Raw genomic sequence first — 19,462 nt, 5'->3', positions numbered from 1 at the left:
ATCAAATGTACCACTTTTTTCAATGAGCCAACGATTGTTCGCTAGTGGACACGACGCGATATCTGATCGTCTCTTGCATATTCACAGTTGCAAATCCGCAACTCGTTCCTAAACTGCGAATCGTGCATCAGCACGTTTTATGCAGCAGTCTGAGGAACGAAATAGTCACGCTATCCGGGAAAGAATGGAACCGTCGGCTAGCGAGCCACTACCTTTCGTCGGACGGCCCGTACGGAGGAACGCCGATGACGTTCCTCGACGCCACGTCTCCGGAGCTCGCTGCTGCATCCGGCCTCTCCGAGCTTGGGCCGGAAGAGGCCCTACGATCGTTCCTGAAACGTTTTGATCCCGCGCTCGTGACCTACTATTTAGATGGAGTGGACCAGCTCAATCTCGCTGAGGACGAACCGGCATTCTTCCGGTACCTAGTCCTGACATGCGCAATTGCCGTCAACGAAATGGCGGGCGTCGACGATACTCACAACTTCCGCATTCGGCTTGGGCAGGCGCTCGGCGTCGGCGAGCTGCACTCCGTTGGCGGCGTGAACAAACTATGGCGGTACCTGGCGGTCTGGAGCGAGAGGCAACGGGCAAAGGGGCGTCCGGTGCGGGAAGTGATCCTTCCCGATCCGGGGAGCATGACGCTGATTGGCTATGCTGTTCGAATGGCGTTTCCGGCTTGGCGCGACCGAGCGCAGTTTACTGCGGTGTTGAGATCGATATCCGAAACGATCCGGAGGTCGCCGAATCGGCTGGTGCGGGAATTGCTGCGATCACATCGCGATCTCGACATACCGGCGCCAATACGGGAGGCATTGAAGGATTTCTCTCTTCGTCTGGCACGCGGACAGACTATGCTTGCCGGTCACCGTTTCTGGTCGTTGGTGACGAGTATCGAGGAATCACTTACCGCTGAAACTGGGCCATCCCGTGGTGCGCCTCTTTCGATTGAGTTGCGATTCGGCGGCTTCGAGCAGGATATCCCAGAGTTCGATATCCTCACGGCTCCATTGGGGAGCAGGAATGTGCTTGTTGCGCCCGGTCTCGACGGGGGCTCATGGAATGGCGTAGTCTCGCTGTCCCGCCAATACCCCCAAAGTCCTGTTGCTCGCTCCATTGAGCGCGGATACGCGTTCTTCAGGCGGTCGGCGGGATGTTGGGTGTGCGACGCAGAGGGGCCTGCTCCAGATGATTTCTGTGTGATCGTGGCACGCCTTTTGTCGCCAGCGAAAAGCTGGAAGCTCAATACCACATGGCGCGAGATAGACCCTGAATGGTACATTTCGGGACGAATTGATGCCGCCAATTTGATGTCGCAGGTCGTGGCCGCTGGGTTTGTCCCTGCCGAACTAGATAGCCCGTCTCTGGCGGGAGGAGTGCGACTTAAACGCAACGTCTATCTTGGCCGTTCAGAGTTCCTCCCCGAGCTGACCCGACTCCCGCGAGGCGACCTTTCGCTTGCTCGACTTAGCGGAACGAGGGGAAAACTGGCCATAGACCAATCCGGCACTCTCAAGAGTGACACCGCCGTCGAAGGCATCTGGCGCATCGGTCTCATTGAGGGGAGCAACAGACTAGATATCTCGTTGGCATTGGAGCCTGACGCCCCTGAGCCTCCAGCGTATGCCGATTTTGGGGAAAAGCGGCAGTGGCAACTTGACCACGAAATGCTCGACGAGAGCCCAAGGGACTTCCCGGGCAAGTTGAACGAGCGTTTTGTGGCGGAAACGGCCGATCCAAATAGGATGGAAGGCCTTGGGGAGGCGATCTTCACGAAAGCCGGGACCGGCTGGCGGGATGGAGAGCTGATTGCGTTGATAAGCGGTGCCATACCCTCCCCCAAAATGGTCTGGGACGTACTTCGCACCTTTCAAGAAGCGGGCTGGTTGGACCTTCATGTCTCCAAGGTTTGGCGGAGTCGTGTTTGGTCGTGCCGCCCTCCAAGTTTACTGATCTTGTCGGAGAGCGAGGCGGTCGTCGACGGTGCAACACCAAACGTCATAAGAGCGAAGGTCTCGGAAGCCGTGGCCCGTATGGGCGGTAGGGTTCGATCGATTGCCGGAATGTCCGACTATGCGCCGAGTACCCTTTTTATTCACCAAGCCGAGGTTCGAAAGTTAGCCGACGCGCTTGAATGGCCATCAAGGCAGCTGCCGGGCTTGCCTGTCGCTGATTCCATGAGCCAATGGGTGGAGGATCCGAGGACGGCCGACGGCAGAAAACTCGCGAGCTCCTGGTCGTATAGACATGGTCTTTTCCTTGACCGGCCCGATGGCGGTGCATCCATTTCGTTGGAACGGTGGGTGCGGGAACGAGGCGACGAGGCCGATTTATACTTACTTAAGAGGGCAGGGGAAATCGTCAAGAAGACCGCATCGCGCGTCGCGGCGATACTTGAGGGACATAGGCTGAATGGGATTCCCCTCTTCGCCGCGAGCGGCGACGAAATTATGCGCTTAGGCAAATCAGGATATCTGCCCTGCGCTATTGCTCGACAGACGCGGTTCCGTTCTCTGCGGACACCCGGACCAGTTCTCGCTGCCGATGGGTCGTGGCGCTACGCCTACCAGTCAGACGCCGCTACACTGGTCTGGCTGCGACGGTACCTCGGAGAGGGCATTTCTGTCCCCGAGCGACAAACGCCGAAAACCCAATCGAATATGGTCGAGTGGCGCCACAGAAGCGGACGACGGCCGGGCTGGAACATTATGACATCTGGATCGAAGTGATGACGAACTGGTTCTTGGGTAAATGCATGTACGAGCCGCGCCCATTTACGCGCATTCTGCCGCTCGCTTTTGCTCGGGACGGTTCATGGCTTTCTTGGACGGCGTGGGAAGAGATCTTCCCGAACGATGGAAAGGTCTTTTCCCCGCGACATCCTGGCGTCACAGCGAATACTCTCTTCGCGTTTGATTCGGTTGAAGTGGCAGATGCGTTAAAGACCGATCAATTTCATCTCGGCGAGATACAGAAAATTGAGGAAGTGCTCGACTACACGGACTTCGATCCCGAGCAGGCCAGGCGAGAGCTAGTGGAGACGGGAATCTTTCGTAGTCCCGGCGGGAGGGAGAACGTGATCGTGGCGTTGGCCGGAGACCAGTGCGTTCGGATCACACTTATACCCCATAGTGCAGGAAAAAATAGCTTCGCCGATCTCTCTGGTCTCGACAGGCTCGTCACATTCGATTTCAATTCCTCACTCTTCGACGGGGTGAAGGTGGAGGGACGATGGTTCACGATCCCCGACGTCACCGTTGGACAGCAACGCGGTGTCGTGGATTGGTCGGTCGACAAGGATTTCCTCGACTCGCTTTTGAAGAAACTGAAACGTATCGCGACGCCGGAAGACGGTACCGTCCCCTTTCCCAGCACAAAGGCTCAAGTGCAGGCGATCTTGACGACGCTAGACCGCTTCGAGCTGTTTCCTTCGCAACAGACGGGATGGCAGGTTGCAAACGATCGCATCAAGCGGTTTTCCGCGGATCTGAGTTTGGGCGTCGAAAAGATCGATCAGATCGTCTCTGTTTTAAGTGCTCTGTCACCTATCGAAGAAAGACTTCGCGCCGAGATCAATGCCAGACGTGAGCGGATCACTATGGAGCTACGGAACCGAGTTGAGAACGAGGTCCGAAGGGAAATTGAGGAAAAGCACTCGTCTCTGGTTGTACGGAACCGTGCTCTTTCAGAGGAGAATGAGAAACTTGCCGAGGAAAGTGCACGACTTTCGGAAGAAATCAAAGAACGGTCTTCAAAACGAAGCGACGTCCTACGAGAGGTTGAGGCAACCATCGCGGATTTAGCACTAGTTCTCGGCGAGCCTGGCATCGCGATCAGCGAACCTGTACGAAGACTCGCGTCAAATCTAGACAACATTCTGGAAGACAAGGGCCATCTCATCGAAATGATTGACGAGATGCCTATGCCGTGGATTCAGCCGCGCCGTTTCGACAAGAGAGTTATGCCGACAGAATGGCGAGAGCTGGCCTCGACATTACGCGATGCGGCTTCGCTCCATGGCTTCGATGGGTCAGAACTGACCGGCATCGACATATTGGTTAGAGCCGGCGAGGCCATCCTCCTATCAAACGACATCGCGATAAGTCTAATACGATGCTATTCTTCGGTAGTGGCGCAAGGCCACTTCTCGGTCCAATCGCTTGACCCTTCGACCTTCGGGCACGACGATATCTGGCGAATGCCTTCCACCGGCGCGGCAACCGCATTTTCTCGGGCCTGGAAGAGTGCCGAGCAGGATCGGTCAGCGATGAGGATCGTGCTTCTAGAAGGAATCGATCGAACGCCGTTGAACTTGTGGATCCGATCGTTTGTGTCGGTGCTCACAAGTCCGGAGCGGCCCCCGAACCTACTGGTGTTTCTGAGTATGGGAGGTCGCGTCATTGACAGTGAACGGAACGTGGGAGGTCTCGGAGAGCTAGTGATTCCGATCAAGCCAACACATCAAGCAGGCCTGACGGGTGATCAGCTCCAGCGGATCTTCCGGGAACAGACCGCGAAAGGGTGGTTCGATCATCTTACACAGCCCCGCCCATCGAAGTCCGAGTTCCAGACGTTGCTACAACGATGTTTCGAGTGGAAGATCTCAGATGATGTTGGACTGCCATTGCGCGCGCAACTTGCAGCATGGCCGATGCAGTCTCCCGAGACCGATGTTTTGATCAGGACTATATGGGGTGACCTTCGTGGCAAGGAGCCCGTCGGCGAGGTTATGAAAATGATTTGTGCGGGCCGAGAGTGGCTGAAGTCGATTATAGATTGAGGAGAAAAAACCAATGCTTGACCCGCTTGGTGCCTTCGAGCGTATCCGGGAGTTGTACATATCGTATCTTGATACGGCCTTTCGTGTGCGGCGTCCCGACCTCGCAGCTACACGCCGCGAGTTGCTCAGACAGCCCGGAAGCTTGGCCACAATGCCATTTCTTGAGCCGGTGCCCCGCTATGAGTCAGCCGAGCAGGGCTTTGAGGACCTTGTAGACATGGTGTCCGACGAAAACCCGCTACGCGACTTGTCGCGAGCCGGCCGCATAGCCTTTGCCGAACTCGCTCTATCGGGCTTGTTCCCGGGGATCGCGAACGATGACGAAGTGCGCCGCAGAAGCATCTATAAGCCGTACACGCATCAAATGGATATGCTTAGGCGCGGCTCACGACCGGGGTCGCCGGGTATCGTCACGTCGGGAACAGGTTCTGGCAAGACCGAAGCCTTTATGCTGCCGATCCTGGCAGCGATCGCGCAGGAAGCCGTGCGTTGGCCCGCTCCGGGCCCCGGCTATCTTGCCGGCTCTTGGTGGCGCGACAGCCCGACGACATTCCGATACCACCGGGCAGGCGAACACGAGGGTCGACCGAAGGCGGTCAGAGCGTTAGTGCTTTATCCGATGAATGCCCTTGTCGAAGACCAGCTCAGCCGCCTTCGGAAGACCCTTACGTCTCCCGAGGCGATCGCGGTAATGGATGAACGTTTCGACGGCAACAGGATATTCTTCGGGCGCTATACGAGCGCTACGCCGGTCGCCGGCCATTTGTCCCATCCTCGACGAAACGAACGGGACAAGACTGAGCGGCGGATTAAGCGCGTTTCTGATGCTATGGCGCGCTATGAGGACGATCAATCGCTGGCGCGACTACACGATATCGCTCACCCGAAAGACGAGCCGACGCGCTACCTCTTCCCGTCAGTCGACGGGAACGAGCTCGTAGCTCGGTGGGATATGCACCGCACGCCGCCGGATGTTTTGGTCACAAACGTCTCAATGCTCGGCACCATGCTATCGCGAGAGATTGAGGCGCCGATCTTCCAAGAGACGCGGCGCTGGTTGGAGCGAGATGACGACGCCTATTTCTTCTTGGTTCTTGACGAGCTACACCTCGTAAGAGGTTCGGCCGGCACCGAGGTCTCAGGTCTTGTCCGTGCTCTCGTTGAGCGTCTTGGTCTCGACCGGCCGGAGCATCGGTATAAGCTGAGGATCCTCGCCTCCAGCGCGTCTCTACCGCTGGAGGGAGATGAGAAGGACAGAAGCCTCAAGTATTTGCACGACTTCTTTGGCCCATTCGGTACGAGTGCGGTAGCTGGCGATCCCGGCGCAAGCACTGCGGCCGAGTGGGAAGGGGCTATCGTGTCCGGTAAACAGCGGGATCCGCAAGTCGAAAGGTCATTCCCTCTGGACAGCCGACCGTTTAATGCACTCACCGAACTGCTATCGCCCGCCGGGCAGCTTGTCGGCAACATCGACGAATGGTCTCCGGAACTCGACGCAGCAGTCTTGGCTTGCGGCCGGGCCTTAGTCGCGGCGCCTTCCGAGGAGCCGAAGCTTGGGGTTAAACAAGCGATCGAGGCGGCGGCTGCGGTACTCATGCGCGCCTGTTGGTCGCCGCACGAACAGAGGCTACGAGCGACCGGCATTGATGCCATCGCCGAGCGGGTGTTTGGGGATCGTTCATCGGAGACGCATCGTGCGCTGCGCGGCCTCGCGATTCTTCGCGGATTGGGTGATCGGACCGAAGAGCTGCTCGACATCAAGATCGACGGTGGCACAAACAGCTTTCGCGAACACATCTTTCTTAGAAGTATTGAGGGATTATTCGCCACTCCGGTCGTGCGTGGCGAGACGGTCGACTTCGATGGCGTCACCATTGAGCGCGGTACAACCTACGGGTCCGTGGGGGAAATCAGCGAGCGCGTTTTCGAGCTAGTCTACTGCGAATCGTGTGGTGAGGAATACATCGGGGGCAGGCGAGGAGAGTCGGAAAGAAACAGTGGCATTCAAGTCGAACTGTTGCCTTCGTCGCCCGAGTTGGAGAGCCTTCCCGAGGTAGGTGCAAGCGGGAACTACGAAGATCTGAGCTATCATGACTTCGCGGTCTTCTGGCCGAGTCGGCGGCTCCCTCAGCAGGGCGACCAGCGAGAAGAGCGCTGGATGGAAGCTACCTTGGACACGCGAAACGGGGTTGTCCAAGGAGCCTGGAGTGACAGGCCGAATGCAGTACCCGGCCGGATCTTCTGCCTGCCCCCAACCGCCGGAAGCTCCTTGAGGGCGCCCGGATCCGCTGGGCCAAAATGCTGCCCCGCCTGCGGCATCGACTATAGCGGACGGAGCTCAAAATTTCGTCAATCGCCAGTCCGGAGTTTCCGCACTGGTTTTGCTAAGAGTTCCCAGCTGGTCGCCACGGAGCTTTTTTCGATCCTGCACGCAAGTGGCGACAGTCCGAAAACTGTCGTATTTTCTGATAGCCGACAGGACGCGTCACGCGCCGCGCTTGATATCGAGCGCCGCCATCATCAAGACAGTCGGCGTCAGCTACTCGTCGCAAGCTTGAAGGAGTTCGCCGAGAAAGATCCCGGCCTTTACGACGACCTTATGGCGCAAATTAACGAGGCCCTTCAAAAGGGAGACATGGCGACGGTGGCGGCTCTATCGGCGAGAGTCGCTGGCATGCGGCAGACTTCCAGCGAACCAGGTCGAGTTCCGTTGAGGTCGGTAGTCGAAACGACCTTTGTGCCGGGGCAACTGGTAACGAGCGCAACCGGGCCCCTCCTGTCGAAGATGGTTAGGATGGGAATGCATCCGATAGACGATATTGGAATCGCCAGAATCGGGGAGCAACAGGGCCGATCGGGGTTCGAATGGAACGAGCTTTTTACCGCTAAGGATGGAACGATCAATTGGCGCGAGCGCGGTGATCCGCTGGCGATCCAAGAGGCGCGCAATGAGGTCGTTGCGAATATGAAGCCCCTGATCGACGATGTGTTGTTCTCTAAGACATACTTCGCACTTGAGGAGACCGGATTGGGCTACCCGTCGCTCTTCCCAGCCACGGGGCCTGACCACGATCTAATGGATGCATACCTGCGGGTATTCGCGGATGCGTATCGTGTTCGTGGGAACAAGTGGGTTGAGATAAACGAACAGCGAAAGGAGTGGCCGAACGGGTATACCGTCCAGAACCGGCGCGTGCGGAAGTTCGCTGAAGCTGCGGACCAATGCGATCGGATAGAGGCGCTTGACCGTGTGTTAAGGCGCTTGGAAAGCCTTGGACATTCGAATGGTTTCATAGAGCCGGATCGGTTGTTCGTCCGCCTGGTTGATGAGGAACACGAATACTTCGCTTGCACGAACTGCACGCGCGTCCACCTTCATCGCGGGGCCGGCATTTGCACGCGTTGCACGGCCGCACTCCCTGTCGAACCGACTGGGCGAACCCGCGAGATCCGAGAACGGCACTTCTTGGCCCGTAGCATCGCCCATAGCGACGAAAAGGGCACCGGTGCGTTCCGGCTGCGTTGCGAGGAACTGACAGGACAGACCGGCTCGCCGGCGGACCGTCTTCGCCGCTTCAAGGGCATCTTTGTCGATGCCAACCCACAGCACGATAGTAACCTGATCCGGAAGGCAAAGGAGATCGACGTCCTATCCGTGACGACGACTATGGAGGTCGGAATCGATATCGGCGCCCTTCAAGCAGTATATCAAGCCAATATGCCCCCGCAGCGCTTCAACTACCAACAGCGCGTCGGCCGTGCCGGGCGCCGGGGACAGGCATTCTCCATGGTGGCGACCCTTTGCCGGAGTCGTAGCCATGATCTTCATTATTTCCAACATCCGGAATCAATCACGGGCGACCCTCCTCCGCCACCATTCCTGACGTCCGAGCATCTGGCTATACCGCTCCGCTTGCTGCGAAAGTTTTGGCTCATTGCGGCCTTTGATCTGCTTAGACGCGAGAGCGGACCGAACTACCCTGGTGACGACGCAGCTGCCGACGTTCACGGTGAGTTCGTGCCCTGCGTCGTATACTTCGCTGAAGGCTCTGAGTGGCCCGATCGCCTACGTGACGCTTTGGACCGGACCGTTGCGAAACGAGACGGTTTGGCGCGAGCACTCGGACTTGGTAAGGACCGCCGGGCCGAAAACCTGATCTCGACGCTGACAGGCGATGTGCTAATGGCTGAAATTGCTGCCTTGCGAGAGAGTGGTATGGCGACGGCCGGCAATTTGGCGGGATTTCTGGCCGAAAATGGACTGTTGCCCATGTATGGGATGCCCACCAGGGTTCGCGATTTGCTTCTGGGTGCGGCGGAGACCGATGTGGGATCCTTGGATTGGGACACGGTGGACCGCGATCTCGATATCGCGATCTACGAGTTCGCTCCTGGCCAAAGCCTCATCAGGGATAAGCGCAAGCATACGTCCATCGGGTTCACGGCTCCAATTGCGATGCGCGTCAATGAGCGAGACCAGACGGTGGTCTTCCAGAAGAACTCGCCAAGCCCGCAATGGTACACCGATCGGACGAGCATAGCGGTCTGCACGGCATGTGGTGCGACAAATACTAGGTCTCCCGACTCCTTGGAGGCGGGACGCTGTGCCGACTGCAGTACGGAGATACCGGGGACTGATTTCACGTTGTATCATATGCCGGCCGGCTTCCGCACATCTTTCCGGCCGTCTCCGCTGGACCAGGATGAGAAACTCTCGCGACCGACGCGCCGGGAGACCTCCTCGGAGGTTGAAGATCTCACGACATCCGCATGGGAGGGAACAAATCTAATCTTTGCGACGGGTGACCTTGCGTCGATTATCCGAAGAAACGATGGTCCCCTTGATGTCGACGGGGAGGCGCACGGCTTTGTCGTTCAGGAAGCGGTGCAGAAGAACGTCATGATGCGCCGCTCGCCGGCCCTATGGGCGAGGAACCTGAAGCACCAATTTGTCGTTTCCGACACATTTGCCGACGTTGCGAACTGGACTGCCGCGCGCGACCCATCGGGAATCACTTCCACTCCCGAGGCGGTGCGCCTAATGTCTCGAAAGCGAACGGATTCGTTCTATCTCGGAATGAAATCGGTACCGGCAGGATTGGCCTTCGACCGCCTCGGCGGGAGGAGCGTCCACAAGACAAGCATGCGCGCTGCGGCTGTGTCCGCTACTCAACTTCTCATGCAACGGGCTGCCCTTGAGATGGATATCGGCCCCGAGGAGTTCGAAACTCTTGAACCGCGTCTCCGAGATGGACTTCCATTGCTTCAAATCGCTGACAGCCTCGTCAATGGGGCAGGCTTTTCCCGACGATTGGCCGAGTCGGTCAGGGAGGCGCCCCTCGCTTATGATTTGATCCGGTCAATGGTGGAGAACCCCGCCGATAAACTGGTGTCCGCATACTTTGAAAACGATCATCCAGAGACTTGCACGCGATCTTGCTACCGTTGCATGCAGCGTTACAACAACAGAGGATATCATGGGTTGCTTGATTGGCGTCTCGGCGTCGGGTTCCTGCGCGCGTGCATCGAGGAGAGGTGGCTGGCTGGATTGGACAACGATTGGACCGCTCGCGAGATTGCGGACTGGCGAAAGATCGCGCAGCGGACGGCTGAGGAGTTACAACATCTCAATCCAGTCAGTCGGACACTCAATGCAATCGGTTCAATGGGGCTTCCGGTCGTGCAGGATCTGCGTGACGGTCGATCAACGGCTTATGTAATGGTTCATCCGTTCTGGAGACTTGATGAACAATCTATTGCCGCAGGTGAACTTGGGCGGGCTCTAAGGGAAGTCGACGGGATGGAAACCTACTTCATTGATACGTTCGATGCGGCACGCAGGCCAGTCAAAGCTATCGAGTTTGCGCGGTTACGACCGCCTGGCATGGCTTGAACGGTGAGCACGGCCCGGGATAAGACTGCCCGAAAAGCTGACGCAAGATGTTGGGTACATTTTTCACATATTCTGAAAATGTGCTTGACAGCGACAAAATGCTTGCAACATTCGTGAGTGGTACATGGGAGGCGCTTATGCGGGATAAACGGGGCAAGTTTGTCCAACTGGCTAACCAGCGTGTTACTAGTGCGCTGGAACAAATTCGTTTGATCGGAAATCTGTCCAACCGCGCAGCCTATGATTTTACAGAGGAGGATATTAAAAAATAATCAAGGCACTGCAGAGGGCGGTAAACACTAGCAAAACCCGCTTTTTGCAAAGCGGCGTCGCAGCCGAGCCAACTTTCTCTTTGGACTAAGCGCCTCAGTGGTTGATGAGATTTCTTCCGACCGTTGAAGTGCGCTGATGTCGCATACTAGGCAGCGCCATCCTGCGGTGGAGCTGGCAGTTCGTCATGACTGTTTGCGCGGATGGCGGTATCGATTGCATCGAACGGGCCACCACGTACCTCAGATATTGTGCTCCCAAAGTTGCGGGCGGTTAGGGTACTCTTGGCGCGGACATGATTGCCATCTCCGTCGCAGGCAGAAGTCCGTCCAGAGTATGGGGCCCAAGATTGAAGAAAACAGATCTCGCGATGGCGAGCTGCCAAGCCGGTTGGCGCGTCATGACGGTTTGGCAATGTAGCTTCCCGAATTATTCGGATGCGCTTGCTCAGATTGAGGATTCTTACAAGGGACTCGCGCTGTCACGGACACGCGTGCATCGAAGGTTCAAAGGGGGCTAGATGGCGAAGGTTGCGAAAGCCAAAGCGATGAAGGCATCGCTTGAATGGATATTTGAAAACAATCCTCCCATGGGAGGTGCGGCCGGTGAGGCTTTCACAAACACGCTTGCTTCCTCGGGAATGCCGCCTGAGGCAGTGCTCGCGCGTGAGGCGATCCAAAACAGTGTCGATGCACGAGCGTCAGGTGAACAGAAGGTAGCCGTAGATTTCATTATGAAGGCCCTCACTGGAGCCGAGAAGGCGCAGTTCGTTGAGACAGCCCGGCTTAAGTCAATCGACGACCGGGCAAGTGAACTCGATCTTAAGCAGCCCAATTGTCTCACTAGTTTAGATTTAGCAGGTGCACCGCTCAATCTACTTTTCGTGAACGACTACAACACGACTGGCCTTGCTGGAGATCCATCCAATGCGGACTCGAAGTTCTTTAGGTTTCTTCTGTCGCTCGGTGATGGCGGTAAGGAACACGACGAACACGGCACTGGAGGATCGTATGGTTTTGGCAAATCAGTCTATAGTTCGAATTCTGGGATTTTGACGATCTTCGCCTATAGCCGGACCCAGGATGAGAAGGGTCACCCATTATCATTGCTTTTTGGATGCGGTTACTACCGAAAACACAAGCACGAAGATGAGTATTTTACTGGGCGCGCGTGGTTCGGATACGATACGTCTCCTGGCTACGTACATGCACAGCAGATCGTCATTCCGTTACGCGGCGAGGCTGCAGACGAAACAGCAAGGAGACTTGGATTCGACGTCCGTACACCAGACCAAATTGGTACCTCGGTCCTGATCGTTGACGCAATGGTTGACCTGTCGGGTATTCTGCACGGCGTGGAAGACTGGTGGTGGCCGCGGCTGCTGGCCCATCAGCTCGATGTCCGCGTGGTCGACACGAGCGGTAAGGTGTCTCTACCGCGACCGCGGAAGCGGGCGGATCTACAACCCTTTCTCGACGCATACGAACTTGCGACAGGGAAATCGCCTCAGGACAGCAAAACCGGCTTCCGCCGGCCGTTCCTCAAACTTGACAACGTTGCAATAGGACAGGCGGGGTTCAAGGTTCTCGAAAAAAACGAGAACGATGAATTTGTTGTTGGGGAGGCGAGGATTGACTCCGTCGCGCTTATTCGGTCGCCCCTTATGGTCGTTGCCTATCACCGTGCCTGGAATGTGGCTGCCCCTGCGATGGCCGGCGCGTTTCTAGCTGACCCCGAGATCGACGATATATTGCGCGCCGCAGAACCGCCTGCTCACGATCGATGGGACGTTGATGCGCGGCGCCTACAGGATCAAACCGGATACAAACGAACCGTCGTCAAACGTATTCTCGATAACATTCGCCGCAACCTTAAGAGTTGCCAGGGAACAGCCTCACCACCGCCCCCTCCCAGACCGAAACGGTTAACAATGTTGGAGCGCACGCTTGCGAGTTTTCTTGCTCCGGCAAAAAAAGGAACAAAATCCCCTGAGCCGAGCGCGGCGCCGATTCATTTGACATACGACCAAGAACCGAAAGCGGAAGCGGTCGACGGTAAGCTGCGCTTGACGACAAGGTTCAGTGTTAGGCTGAAGGCGGACGAAGACGTACAAACGCTACGTGCGCGGGTACGTATTAGTTGTCCCGTCGTGGAAGATGGGCAGGCAGGCGATTCGATAGGACTCACCATGTCGAGCTCGATTGCGCTAACTGACGACAAGACCAGGGAAGGATGGAGAGCTTTTGAGCTGGGCGCCACCGCAGTGAAATTTGAATGTGTCAGCGAACCGTACGACCCACTTTGGACCGTTAGATTTGTGCCGGAAGTCGAAGCGGTCGAGGGGGTATGATGGCGCTCTCATCTTGGCATCGTGAAGAACCGCGCGAGGTGCGGCCGTTCTTCGAAACGCTCCAGGCTGAAGAAGCCCTAAATGGGTGCGGTATTCGTCTATTCGATGGCGCAGAGGTTTGGGAAGAAACGTCATTTGATCTGGATGAAATTGACTTCAAAAGGTTGGCTCCCGCGGTTCAGCTTGTGCTTGTACGGCCCGAGGCTTGGTTGCCAAGCGGACTAACTGTCGAAACCCTCGAACTTGTGTTGATTGCTAGGCATTCCTTTTTGAAGCGAGCGGCAGCCGTGCAGACCGCGACCTTAGACCAGGAGCTCCCTAAAGAATGGGTGATAGGTCCGGAAGTGCTTGAACACTTCGGTGGAGGCAGAAATCTTGAACTGACGATTGCACTGTGTCTCCGGACAGACCGACCACCGGCGCCGGGAACACCGTTCGTCGCAGGACACTGGATTGCGAAAAAGTCTTTTCATTTTCGGTCGCGGACAATGCCGACGCTGTTCGACCTTCGGACCCGGAAGGACGAGGAATGGGTCGCAAAGGGCTACCCACCGAAAACCTTCTATGCAGTTGAGTATATAGGCGGTATCGATTCAGAGCTGGACGAAGGCGCGTCGGTTGCAACTGTATGGATTCATATCGATGCCCATAATAAGTTGGTGTCGTCGTCCCTCGGCGAGAGCCTCCAACCGGTGCTTGCGACGGAGATTATCACCACTATCCTATTGGAAAGTTTCAGGGAATGGAAAGATTCCGACAGTATCGATTCGACGAGTCCCTTAACGACTTTGATGAAGCAGCTCGGAAAGGAAAAAACGATCACGCTCGCCGACCTGAAAACGTTGGTAGCGAATCCGCCATTGCTTAAGGCAACGCTGCAAGATCGCCTGTTTGTTGTCGGCACGCTTAAATAGGAGATTGTCATGCCCTATCCGATCCTTGGAAAGAAGGAAGCGCGCCTCTACTTGCAAGTATGTGAGGACGTGGCTGGCGAGGAAATGCCCGCTTTGCCGGATGTGCGGCAATCCGACGGCGGAGGAGAGGAGAACTGGGATGCGATCGCAGCTGAGATCGTGGCTACGCTCGATAAATTGATTGTTCAGTCCAGCGTCCAGGGCGAGGTCAAAGGTAGCGCCTTTGAGGCAGCGGCGGGTCCAATGATTCATACGCTTCTGCCGGAGCACCCCGCGTTAGCCGATCCGGAATTCTGGATCTGGCTGGCCCTAGTGCATTGCCTGTCGATTATTGATAGGCGCTATCCGGGCAAACGGAATCTGAAGAACTTCGGTATCGGAGGTGCGGGCGAAAATCTGCTTTACCGATTGTGGCTCAGGGCAGAAATCGCACATCAGCCGACTGCAAAGGATGCATATGAACTTGCACGCTTCGGAGACATTGATTTCTGGCGCAGCCATATATTCAGGCAGGGGTATGGCGAGGTTCGCCACTTTGCGCGGGCCTTGGTAGAATTCCAGTTTCCGTCTGACAGAGGCCGGAGATCGCGTCTCACGATCGAAGAAATTCGCTCTTTAGCAAAACAGCTCAAAAGAGCGCGAACCAATTTGATGTTTGAGGTAATGTCTGAGTCTCGGGCGGCTCACTTCATCGAAACCGAATGGGAGCGGCTCGCATTGGAAATTCGCTGAGTTTGATACATTGAAACAGACTTTTTCCCGCAAAAACAAAAAGATACATAGGATATTGAATGTTCGTGAGGCGACCCACGAGACGGTGATCAACGATATCGCCGATATGGATCTTGAGGCAGAGGCAGCTTGGTGGCAATCTCTGCTGCGCGGCGAACAGCCAAATTCGATCGATAATCCGTCACCAATTAGGATTGTCGATGCGTTTTGCGGGTCCGGGGGCTTGGCTTTGGGAATGCGCTCTGCCATCGAAGCGATCGGCGGAACTGCAGAATTTTCTGCCATCATTGACACCGATGCAGCGGCACTCGAAATCCATCGGCATAACCTGGGGGCTCAGCGCTATATCTCGGCGAGTGCTCCATCGCTCGTCGACTTCCATGTACTCGGCTTAGGTCAAGAGGCGACTTTTGGATATGAGCCGGAAATCGTGCACGAAAGCCTCGCTAAGGTCGGTGCGATCGACTTGTTTATAGCAGGCCCGCCCTGTCAGGGACATTCGAATCTCAACAACCACACCCGCCGCCAAGATCCTCGGAACGATCTGTACATAACTGCGGTCGCTCTCGGGGTCGCTCTGGGTGCCAAGATGATCGTCATCGAAAATGTTCCTACGGTCCAAAACTCACATTCTGCTGTTGTCGCCACGGCGGAAGGGTTGCTGAAATCAAGCGGATACGGCGTATCGATGGCTGTCTTGAAGGCCGATGACCTGGGAGCCGCACAACGTCGGACGCGGCATTTTTTGATCGGCGTCCTGGGCCGGTCGATTGAAGAGGATTACTTGTCGAAAGTCGCTATCAGTCTTGCTGCGCCTGCTATGCCGTTGTCGTGGGCGATCGGTGATTTGCTTGACAAGGACGGCCGCGACGTGATCGATACTGCCCCCACACCGACCGCCATCAATATTGCCCGGATCGACTACCTGTTTGATAACGATCTTTTTGATCTCCCTGACGACCAGCGTCCCGACTGCCATAAGAATGGAACGACCTACACCGCCGTCTATGGTCGAATGCATTGGAATCGACCAACTCAGACGATCACCACGGGCTTCGGCACTCCTGGGCAAGGAAGATACATACACCCGTTGAGGCGCCGTGTTATCACCCCGCATGAAGCTGCACGTATTCAAGGCTTTCCCGACTGGTTCGACTTCGCGCCCGACCAGATGTGCGTGAAGCGCAAAAATCTGGCTAAATGGATTGGTGACGCGGTTCACCCGATCTTGGGCTATGCCGTAGGCCTTTCCGTGCTTACTGCCCTTGAAGAGGCTGCGTACAGCAAATTTGAGGATGCCGCGTAGGGTGAGGCTCTGCTAGATTTCACTCTCAGCAGTGCCGCTTAAGTACTCGAACACGTGACCCCATCATTACGATGATGGAGCCTTCATTACAAAGATACTCCTGTTATGCGCTAATAGCGCTTTGTCTGTTGCTCTTAGATCCCAGCGGTTTCGTTCGCTTTTGCGCTCGTTAACGGCCAGAAACATAGCCTGTCCACAACGTAGCAGCGCAAGTGCATCACGCGCGAAGCTCGGTAAAACATAAAGCCAAGCAGTCCAGCGGGGCTCGCCACGAACTTTGTTGATGAGTCCCATTCCGTTTGGCGAAATGTAAATGCGTACTTGGCGACCGCGATATGCGCGATATTGGGCGAACCATGTTCGTCGCGCGCCTGCACATCTTTAAGGGTTGCGCGAATGGGGAATCGAACCCCTGTTTCCGCCGTGAAAGGGCGAAGCATAGCAGAAGACGATCACAAGAGGCATTGTCCGAGCGGTACTTCTAGTGGATTTCCTCGCGGGATCCCACGGCGCCCTTCTGCCGGTTTCAAAATTGGGGTCCATGAGATATCTAAAAAGCAGCGCAGAGACACCGTTCGCTATGGCTACTTAGCTAATTCCGGCGGATCGCGGCTCGGGTAAACTGGCTACACGCTCCGTTTCACTACGAAGTTAAATTTTGACAAGTATTCGCGAAAGCTAGTTTTACAGGTTTGTGGATGATATGAGCGTGACTAGTGCGCACCGACCTGATTGGCTCTTCGCGCGGGACTGCCCCCGAATTCGCTGCTAATGGAGCTAACCCAAAATGCCGGTAACAAGAGGTCACGGCAATCCGGATTGGACGCGTGATGAGACAATTCTCGCGCTCGATTTACTCTATCGCTTCGGCAAACCGCTGGATCGAAGACACGACGCTGTCGCCGAGCTATCTAATCTCCTGCGGCATTCCCAGTTGCACCCTCCTGAAAAGAGGACCGAGACCTTCCGTAATGCGGATGGGGTCGCTCTCAAGCTCCAAAACCTGTTCTCAGCGGTCGAGCCCGGCCGCGGACTTACCTATTCCAAAACTGACTTTGAGGTGGTTGCGGACTTTCCCAGGAGCGGGGCGGGCAAATTGGCTGAGATCGCGCGCACGTTGCGAACTTCGTTGGAAATGGTTGATCCGCGACTTCCTACCGTTGACCCGTCATCGGCGACGATGAGGTTTGTTGAAGGGCGTTGGCTGACAATCCGACATCGACAGCGTGATGCCCGTTTGCGACGACGGTTGCTCACTCGCGCGAAAGGGACTGCCCTTCGCTGTGAAATGTGCGACTTCACGCCTCCGGAATTTGACCTACCTGTCAGAGAGAGCTTCTTCGAAGCGCATCACAGAACACCGCTAGCAGAGGCAGAGCGAGAGCGCGAGACCAAGGTTTCCGACATGGCATTGCTGTGCGCCTGTTGCCACCGGCTGATCCACCGATTGATCGCGTGTCAGAAGCAATGGATCGGAGTTGAAGACGCGCGAAGCTATCTCAAGTCAGCCCTCTAGAAGCTAAAAAAGACGCGCAACAGCAACAGCCTTGGCGGAAGCACAAACAATCGGTCAGACCATTATCGCGATCTAGGCCGAAACACGGGCGGACCGTTGCGGCTAATTCTTGAGGGGACGGCGTTTTGATATAAGCCGGTTGATCCCGAACCAAACGCATGCCGCCACCGAAAGGCGGAAAAAAATTGGCGGAAGGGGTGGGATTCGAACCCACGGTACAGTTCCCTGCACGGCAGTTTTCAAGACTGCTGCCTTAAACCACTCGGCCACCCTTCCTATAAGCCCTCAGAGAATGTTGCACTTTTGTTGCGCTTTTCCAGAGGTCGCATTTCCAACTACATGTATTCCCGAGCGTTTGTGGCTTCCTGCACCCGGTTTTCAAGACCGTTGCCTTAAACCACTCGGCCACTCTTCCAGCCTCAGCACAGCGAGCGAAACTATATAAAATTCGCCTCGAAGCATCGACGCGGCTTTTATAGCTCTTCGCATTGCCGCGTCAACGGTTGCGCCGCATCTTTTGCCGTGGACTTGTCCTACAGCGTGCCTTCAAAGTAGAGGAAGCGCAACGGTAGCATAGTGGGAAGCCGCAGATGTCAGAACTCAAGATCCGCACCAGGGCCGTTGGAGCCACGGCAGTGCTCAAGGGCAAGGTACTGCCGGTTATAACGTCCGAGACAGGCGGCGAAATCAACATCGTCACCTCCGTCTCGCAGCCGGGGTTCAATCCCCTCGACCTTCTTTACGCGTCACTCTCGGCTTGCATCGCGCTCAGCGCGCGGATTGCGGCAAACAAGCTCGGTGTCTCGGAAAAGCTTGCGGGAGTGCGTGTCCATGTCACCGGCGAAAAGGCGCATGACGAGCCATCCCGCGTTGCGTCGTTTAACATCGACATAGAGATTGATGGCGATCTCGACCCCGGCACGCGGCGGCAGATCGTCGATAAAGCCGAGGAAATCTGCACTGTGTCCAATACGCTGCGTGGCGACGCGCAATTCGTAACGACCCTTCGCGACTGATCTTCAAGAGGCCGCGCTATCGCCGGCTGCGGCGTAGCGCGCAAGCTCGGGATCGAGATCCACATTGACAACATTGGTGAAAATGGTCGTCGCAATCATGATCCCCGCAAAGGCGACGAGGTTGACGAGCGTGGCTTCATCATAGCTGGCAGCGAGCTTGTTCCATAATTCGTCCGCTACGGCATTGGAGTTTACGACAATGGCCCTTCCGAAATCGATCAGCGCTGCTTCGCGGGCCGTCGGCACCACGGCTTCCGGCTCCAATCCGGACTCGATCAAGGCCCGGCGAAAAAAGGTGGCGGGAACGCGCGCCTGGCTCGCTTCGGAAATCGCCAGCGACAGGAGCCAGATTTCCCGGTCGCTCAAGGCCGGCCGCAGCAAATCGCGCAACGTGAACCACTCGGCGTAGATGCGGTGGGCGACCGGAGAATGCAGCATTATGCGCTTCATGTTGGTCATCCGCCCGCGTAATTGCAGCTCACGGTCGTGTTCGGCGCGTGTTTCGGGGGAAGCGGCGGCATAGTCGATTGCAGATATGCGACTCATGGAAATATCCATATTTTTGATAGGCTTGCCGCACTATAGGGCCTGTTAAGGGCCTATCAACCTATCAGTGGCAATTTCATATTGGTGCATCCCGGATGGGCGTCGGGGTTTGCGTCAACGTTCTGATCTGCTATCGATA

11 protein-coding genes and 1 tRNA gene are annotated in these 19,462 nt (G+C 56.3%); 10 read left to right on the top strand and 2 right to left on the bottom strand.

The window, feature by feature from the left end:
- Nucleotides 1-245 precede the first annotated feature (245 nt).
- From BM074_RS14200 to BM074_RS14155, 9 genes are all read left to right on the top strand, one after another.
- Nucleotides 246-2,729, top strand: a complete 2,484-nt coding sequence (locus tag BM074_RS14200; RefSeq protein ID WP_091922809.1) for a hypothetical protein — start codon at nucleotides 246-248, stop codon at nucleotides 2,727-2,729.
- On the top strand, nucleotides 2,729-4,780 hold the full coding sequence (locus BM074_RS14195; RefSeq protein ID WP_091922807.1) for a hypothetical protein: 2,052 nt from the start codon (nucleotides 2,729-2,731) through the stop codon (nucleotides 4,778-4,780). Before BM074_RS14200 ends, BM074_RS14195 begins: the two co-directional genes overlap by 1 nt.
- Nucleotides 4,781-4,793: 13 nt before the next feature.
- Nucleotides 4,794-10,673 carry a DEAD/DEAH box helicase gene (locus BM074_RS14190; protein WP_091922806.1) on the top strand — a complete coding sequence of 1,960 codons (5,880 nt, stop codon included), beginning with the start codon at nucleotides 4,794-4,796 and terminating at the stop codon, nucleotides 10,671-10,673.
- 47 nt (nucleotides 10,674-10,720) lie between these two features.
- Nucleotides 10,721-10,945, top strand: coding sequence for a hypothetical protein (locus tag BM074_RS23305; RefSeq protein WP_244532858.1), 225 nt, complete (start codon nucleotides 10,721-10,723; stop codon nucleotides 10,943-10,945).
- 518 nt (nucleotides 10,946-11,463) lie between these two features.
- Complete coding sequence (locus tag BM074_RS14180; protein ID WP_091922804.1) at nucleotides 11,464-13,293, top strand: hypothetical protein; 1,830 nt, start codon at nucleotides 11,464-11,466, stop codon at nucleotides 13,291-13,293.
- Nucleotides 13,293-14,207 (top strand): hypothetical protein, encoded by a 915-nt coding sequence (locus BM074_RS14175; RefSeq protein WP_139217668.1) that lies wholly within the window; start codon nucleotides 13,293-13,295, stop codon nucleotides 14,205-14,207. The genes BM074_RS14180 and BM074_RS14175 overlap by 1 nt, the downstream gene beginning before the upstream one ends.
- A 9-nt stretch (nucleotides 14,208-14,216) precedes the next feature.
- Nucleotides 14,217-14,939, top strand: coding sequence for a DUF6339 family protein (locus BM074_RS14170; RefSeq protein ID WP_091922800.1), 723 nt, complete (start codon nucleotides 14,217-14,219; stop codon nucleotides 14,937-14,939).
- Nucleotides 14,940-14,949: 10 nt separating this feature from the next.
- Nucleotides 14,950-16,245 (top strand): DNA cytosine methyltransferase, encoded by a 1,296-nt coding sequence (locus tag BM074_RS14165; RefSeq protein WP_091922798.1) that lies wholly within the window; start codon nucleotides 14,950-14,952, stop codon nucleotides 16,243-16,245.
- Between the two features lie 787 nt (nucleotides 16,246-17,032).
- Nucleotides 17,033-17,761, top strand: coding sequence for an HNH endonuclease (locus BM074_RS14155; protein WP_091922794.1), 729 nt, complete (start codon nucleotides 17,033-17,035; stop codon nucleotides 17,759-17,761).
- A gap of 186 nt (nucleotides 17,762-17,947) precedes the next feature.
- Here the strand turns inward: BM074_RS14155 and BM074_RS14150 are convergent.
- A tRNA-Ser gene (locus BM074_RS14150) sits at nucleotides 17,948-18,037 on the bottom strand.
- A gap of 314 nt (nucleotides 18,038-18,351) precedes the next feature.
- Between BM074_RS14150 and BM074_RS14145 the strand changes: the two genes are divergently transcribed.
- On the top strand, nucleotides 18,352-18,777 hold the full coding sequence (locus tag BM074_RS14145) for an OsmC family protein (RefSeq protein WP_091922792.1): 426 nt from the start codon (nucleotides 18,352-18,354) through the stop codon (nucleotides 18,775-18,777).
- A 3-nt stretch (nucleotides 18,778-18,780) separates the two neighbouring features.
- On the opposite strand, the gene BM074_RS14140 is transcribed toward BM074_RS14145, so the two are convergent.
- On the bottom strand, nucleotides 18,781-19,323 hold the full coding sequence (locus BM074_RS14140; RefSeq protein ID WP_091923026.1) for a carboxymuconolactone decarboxylase family protein: 543 nt from the start codon (nucleotides 19,321-19,323) through the stop codon (nucleotides 18,781-18,783).
- Nucleotides 19,324-19,462 lie beyond the last annotated feature (139 nt).

It is taken from the genome of Phyllobacterium sp. CL33Tsu (assembly GCF_900113985.1).
In the GTDB taxonomy this organism is placed as follows: Bacteria; Pseudomonadota; Alphaproteobacteria; order Rhizobiales; family Rhizobiaceae; genus Phyllobacterium; species Phyllobacterium pellucidum.
This window is presented reverse-complemented; position numbering and strand designations above follow the sequence as displayed.

Bases quoted from the DNA above. Each gene is read 5' to 3' on its own strand.
- BM074_RS14170 (WP_091922800.1), top strand. From the start codon at position 14,217: ATGCCCTATCCGATCCTTGGAAAGAAGGAAGCGCGCCTCTACTTGCAA.
- BM074_RS14195 (WP_091922807.1), top strand. From the start codon at position 2,729: ATGACGAACTGGTTCTTGGGTAAATGCATGTACGAGCCGCGCCCATTT.
- BM074_RS14180 (WP_091922804.1), top strand. From the start codon at position 11,464: ATGGCGAAGGTTGCGAAAGCCAAAGCGATGAAGGCATCGCTTGAATGG.
- BM074_RS14190 (WP_091922806.1), top strand. From the start codon at position 4,794: ATGCTTGACCCGCTTGGTGCCTTCGAGCGTATCCGGGAGTTGTACATA.
- BM074_RS14145 (WP_091922792.1), top strand. From the start codon at position 18,352: ATGTCAGAACTCAAGATCCGCACCAGGGCCGTTGGAGCCACGGCAGTG.
- BM074_RS14200 (WP_091922809.1), top strand. From the start codon at position 246: ATGACGTTCCTCGACGCCACGTCTCCGGAGCTCGCTGCTGCATCCGGC.
- BM074_RS14140 (WP_091923026.1), bottom strand. From the start codon at position 19,323: ATGAGTCGCATATCTGCAATCGACTATGCCGCCGCTTCCCCCGAAACA.
- BM074_RS14175 (WP_139217668.1), top strand. From the start codon at position 13,293: ATGGCGCTCTCATCTTGGCATCGTGAAGAACCGCGCGAGGTGCGGCCG.
- BM074_RS23305 (WP_244532858.1), top strand. From the start codon at position 10,721: ATGTTGGGTACATTTTTCACATATTCTGAAAATGTGCTTGACAGCGAC.
- BM074_RS14155 (WP_091922794.1), top strand. From the start codon at position 17,033: ATGCCGGTAACAAGAGGTCACGGCAATCCGGATTGGACGCGTGATGAG.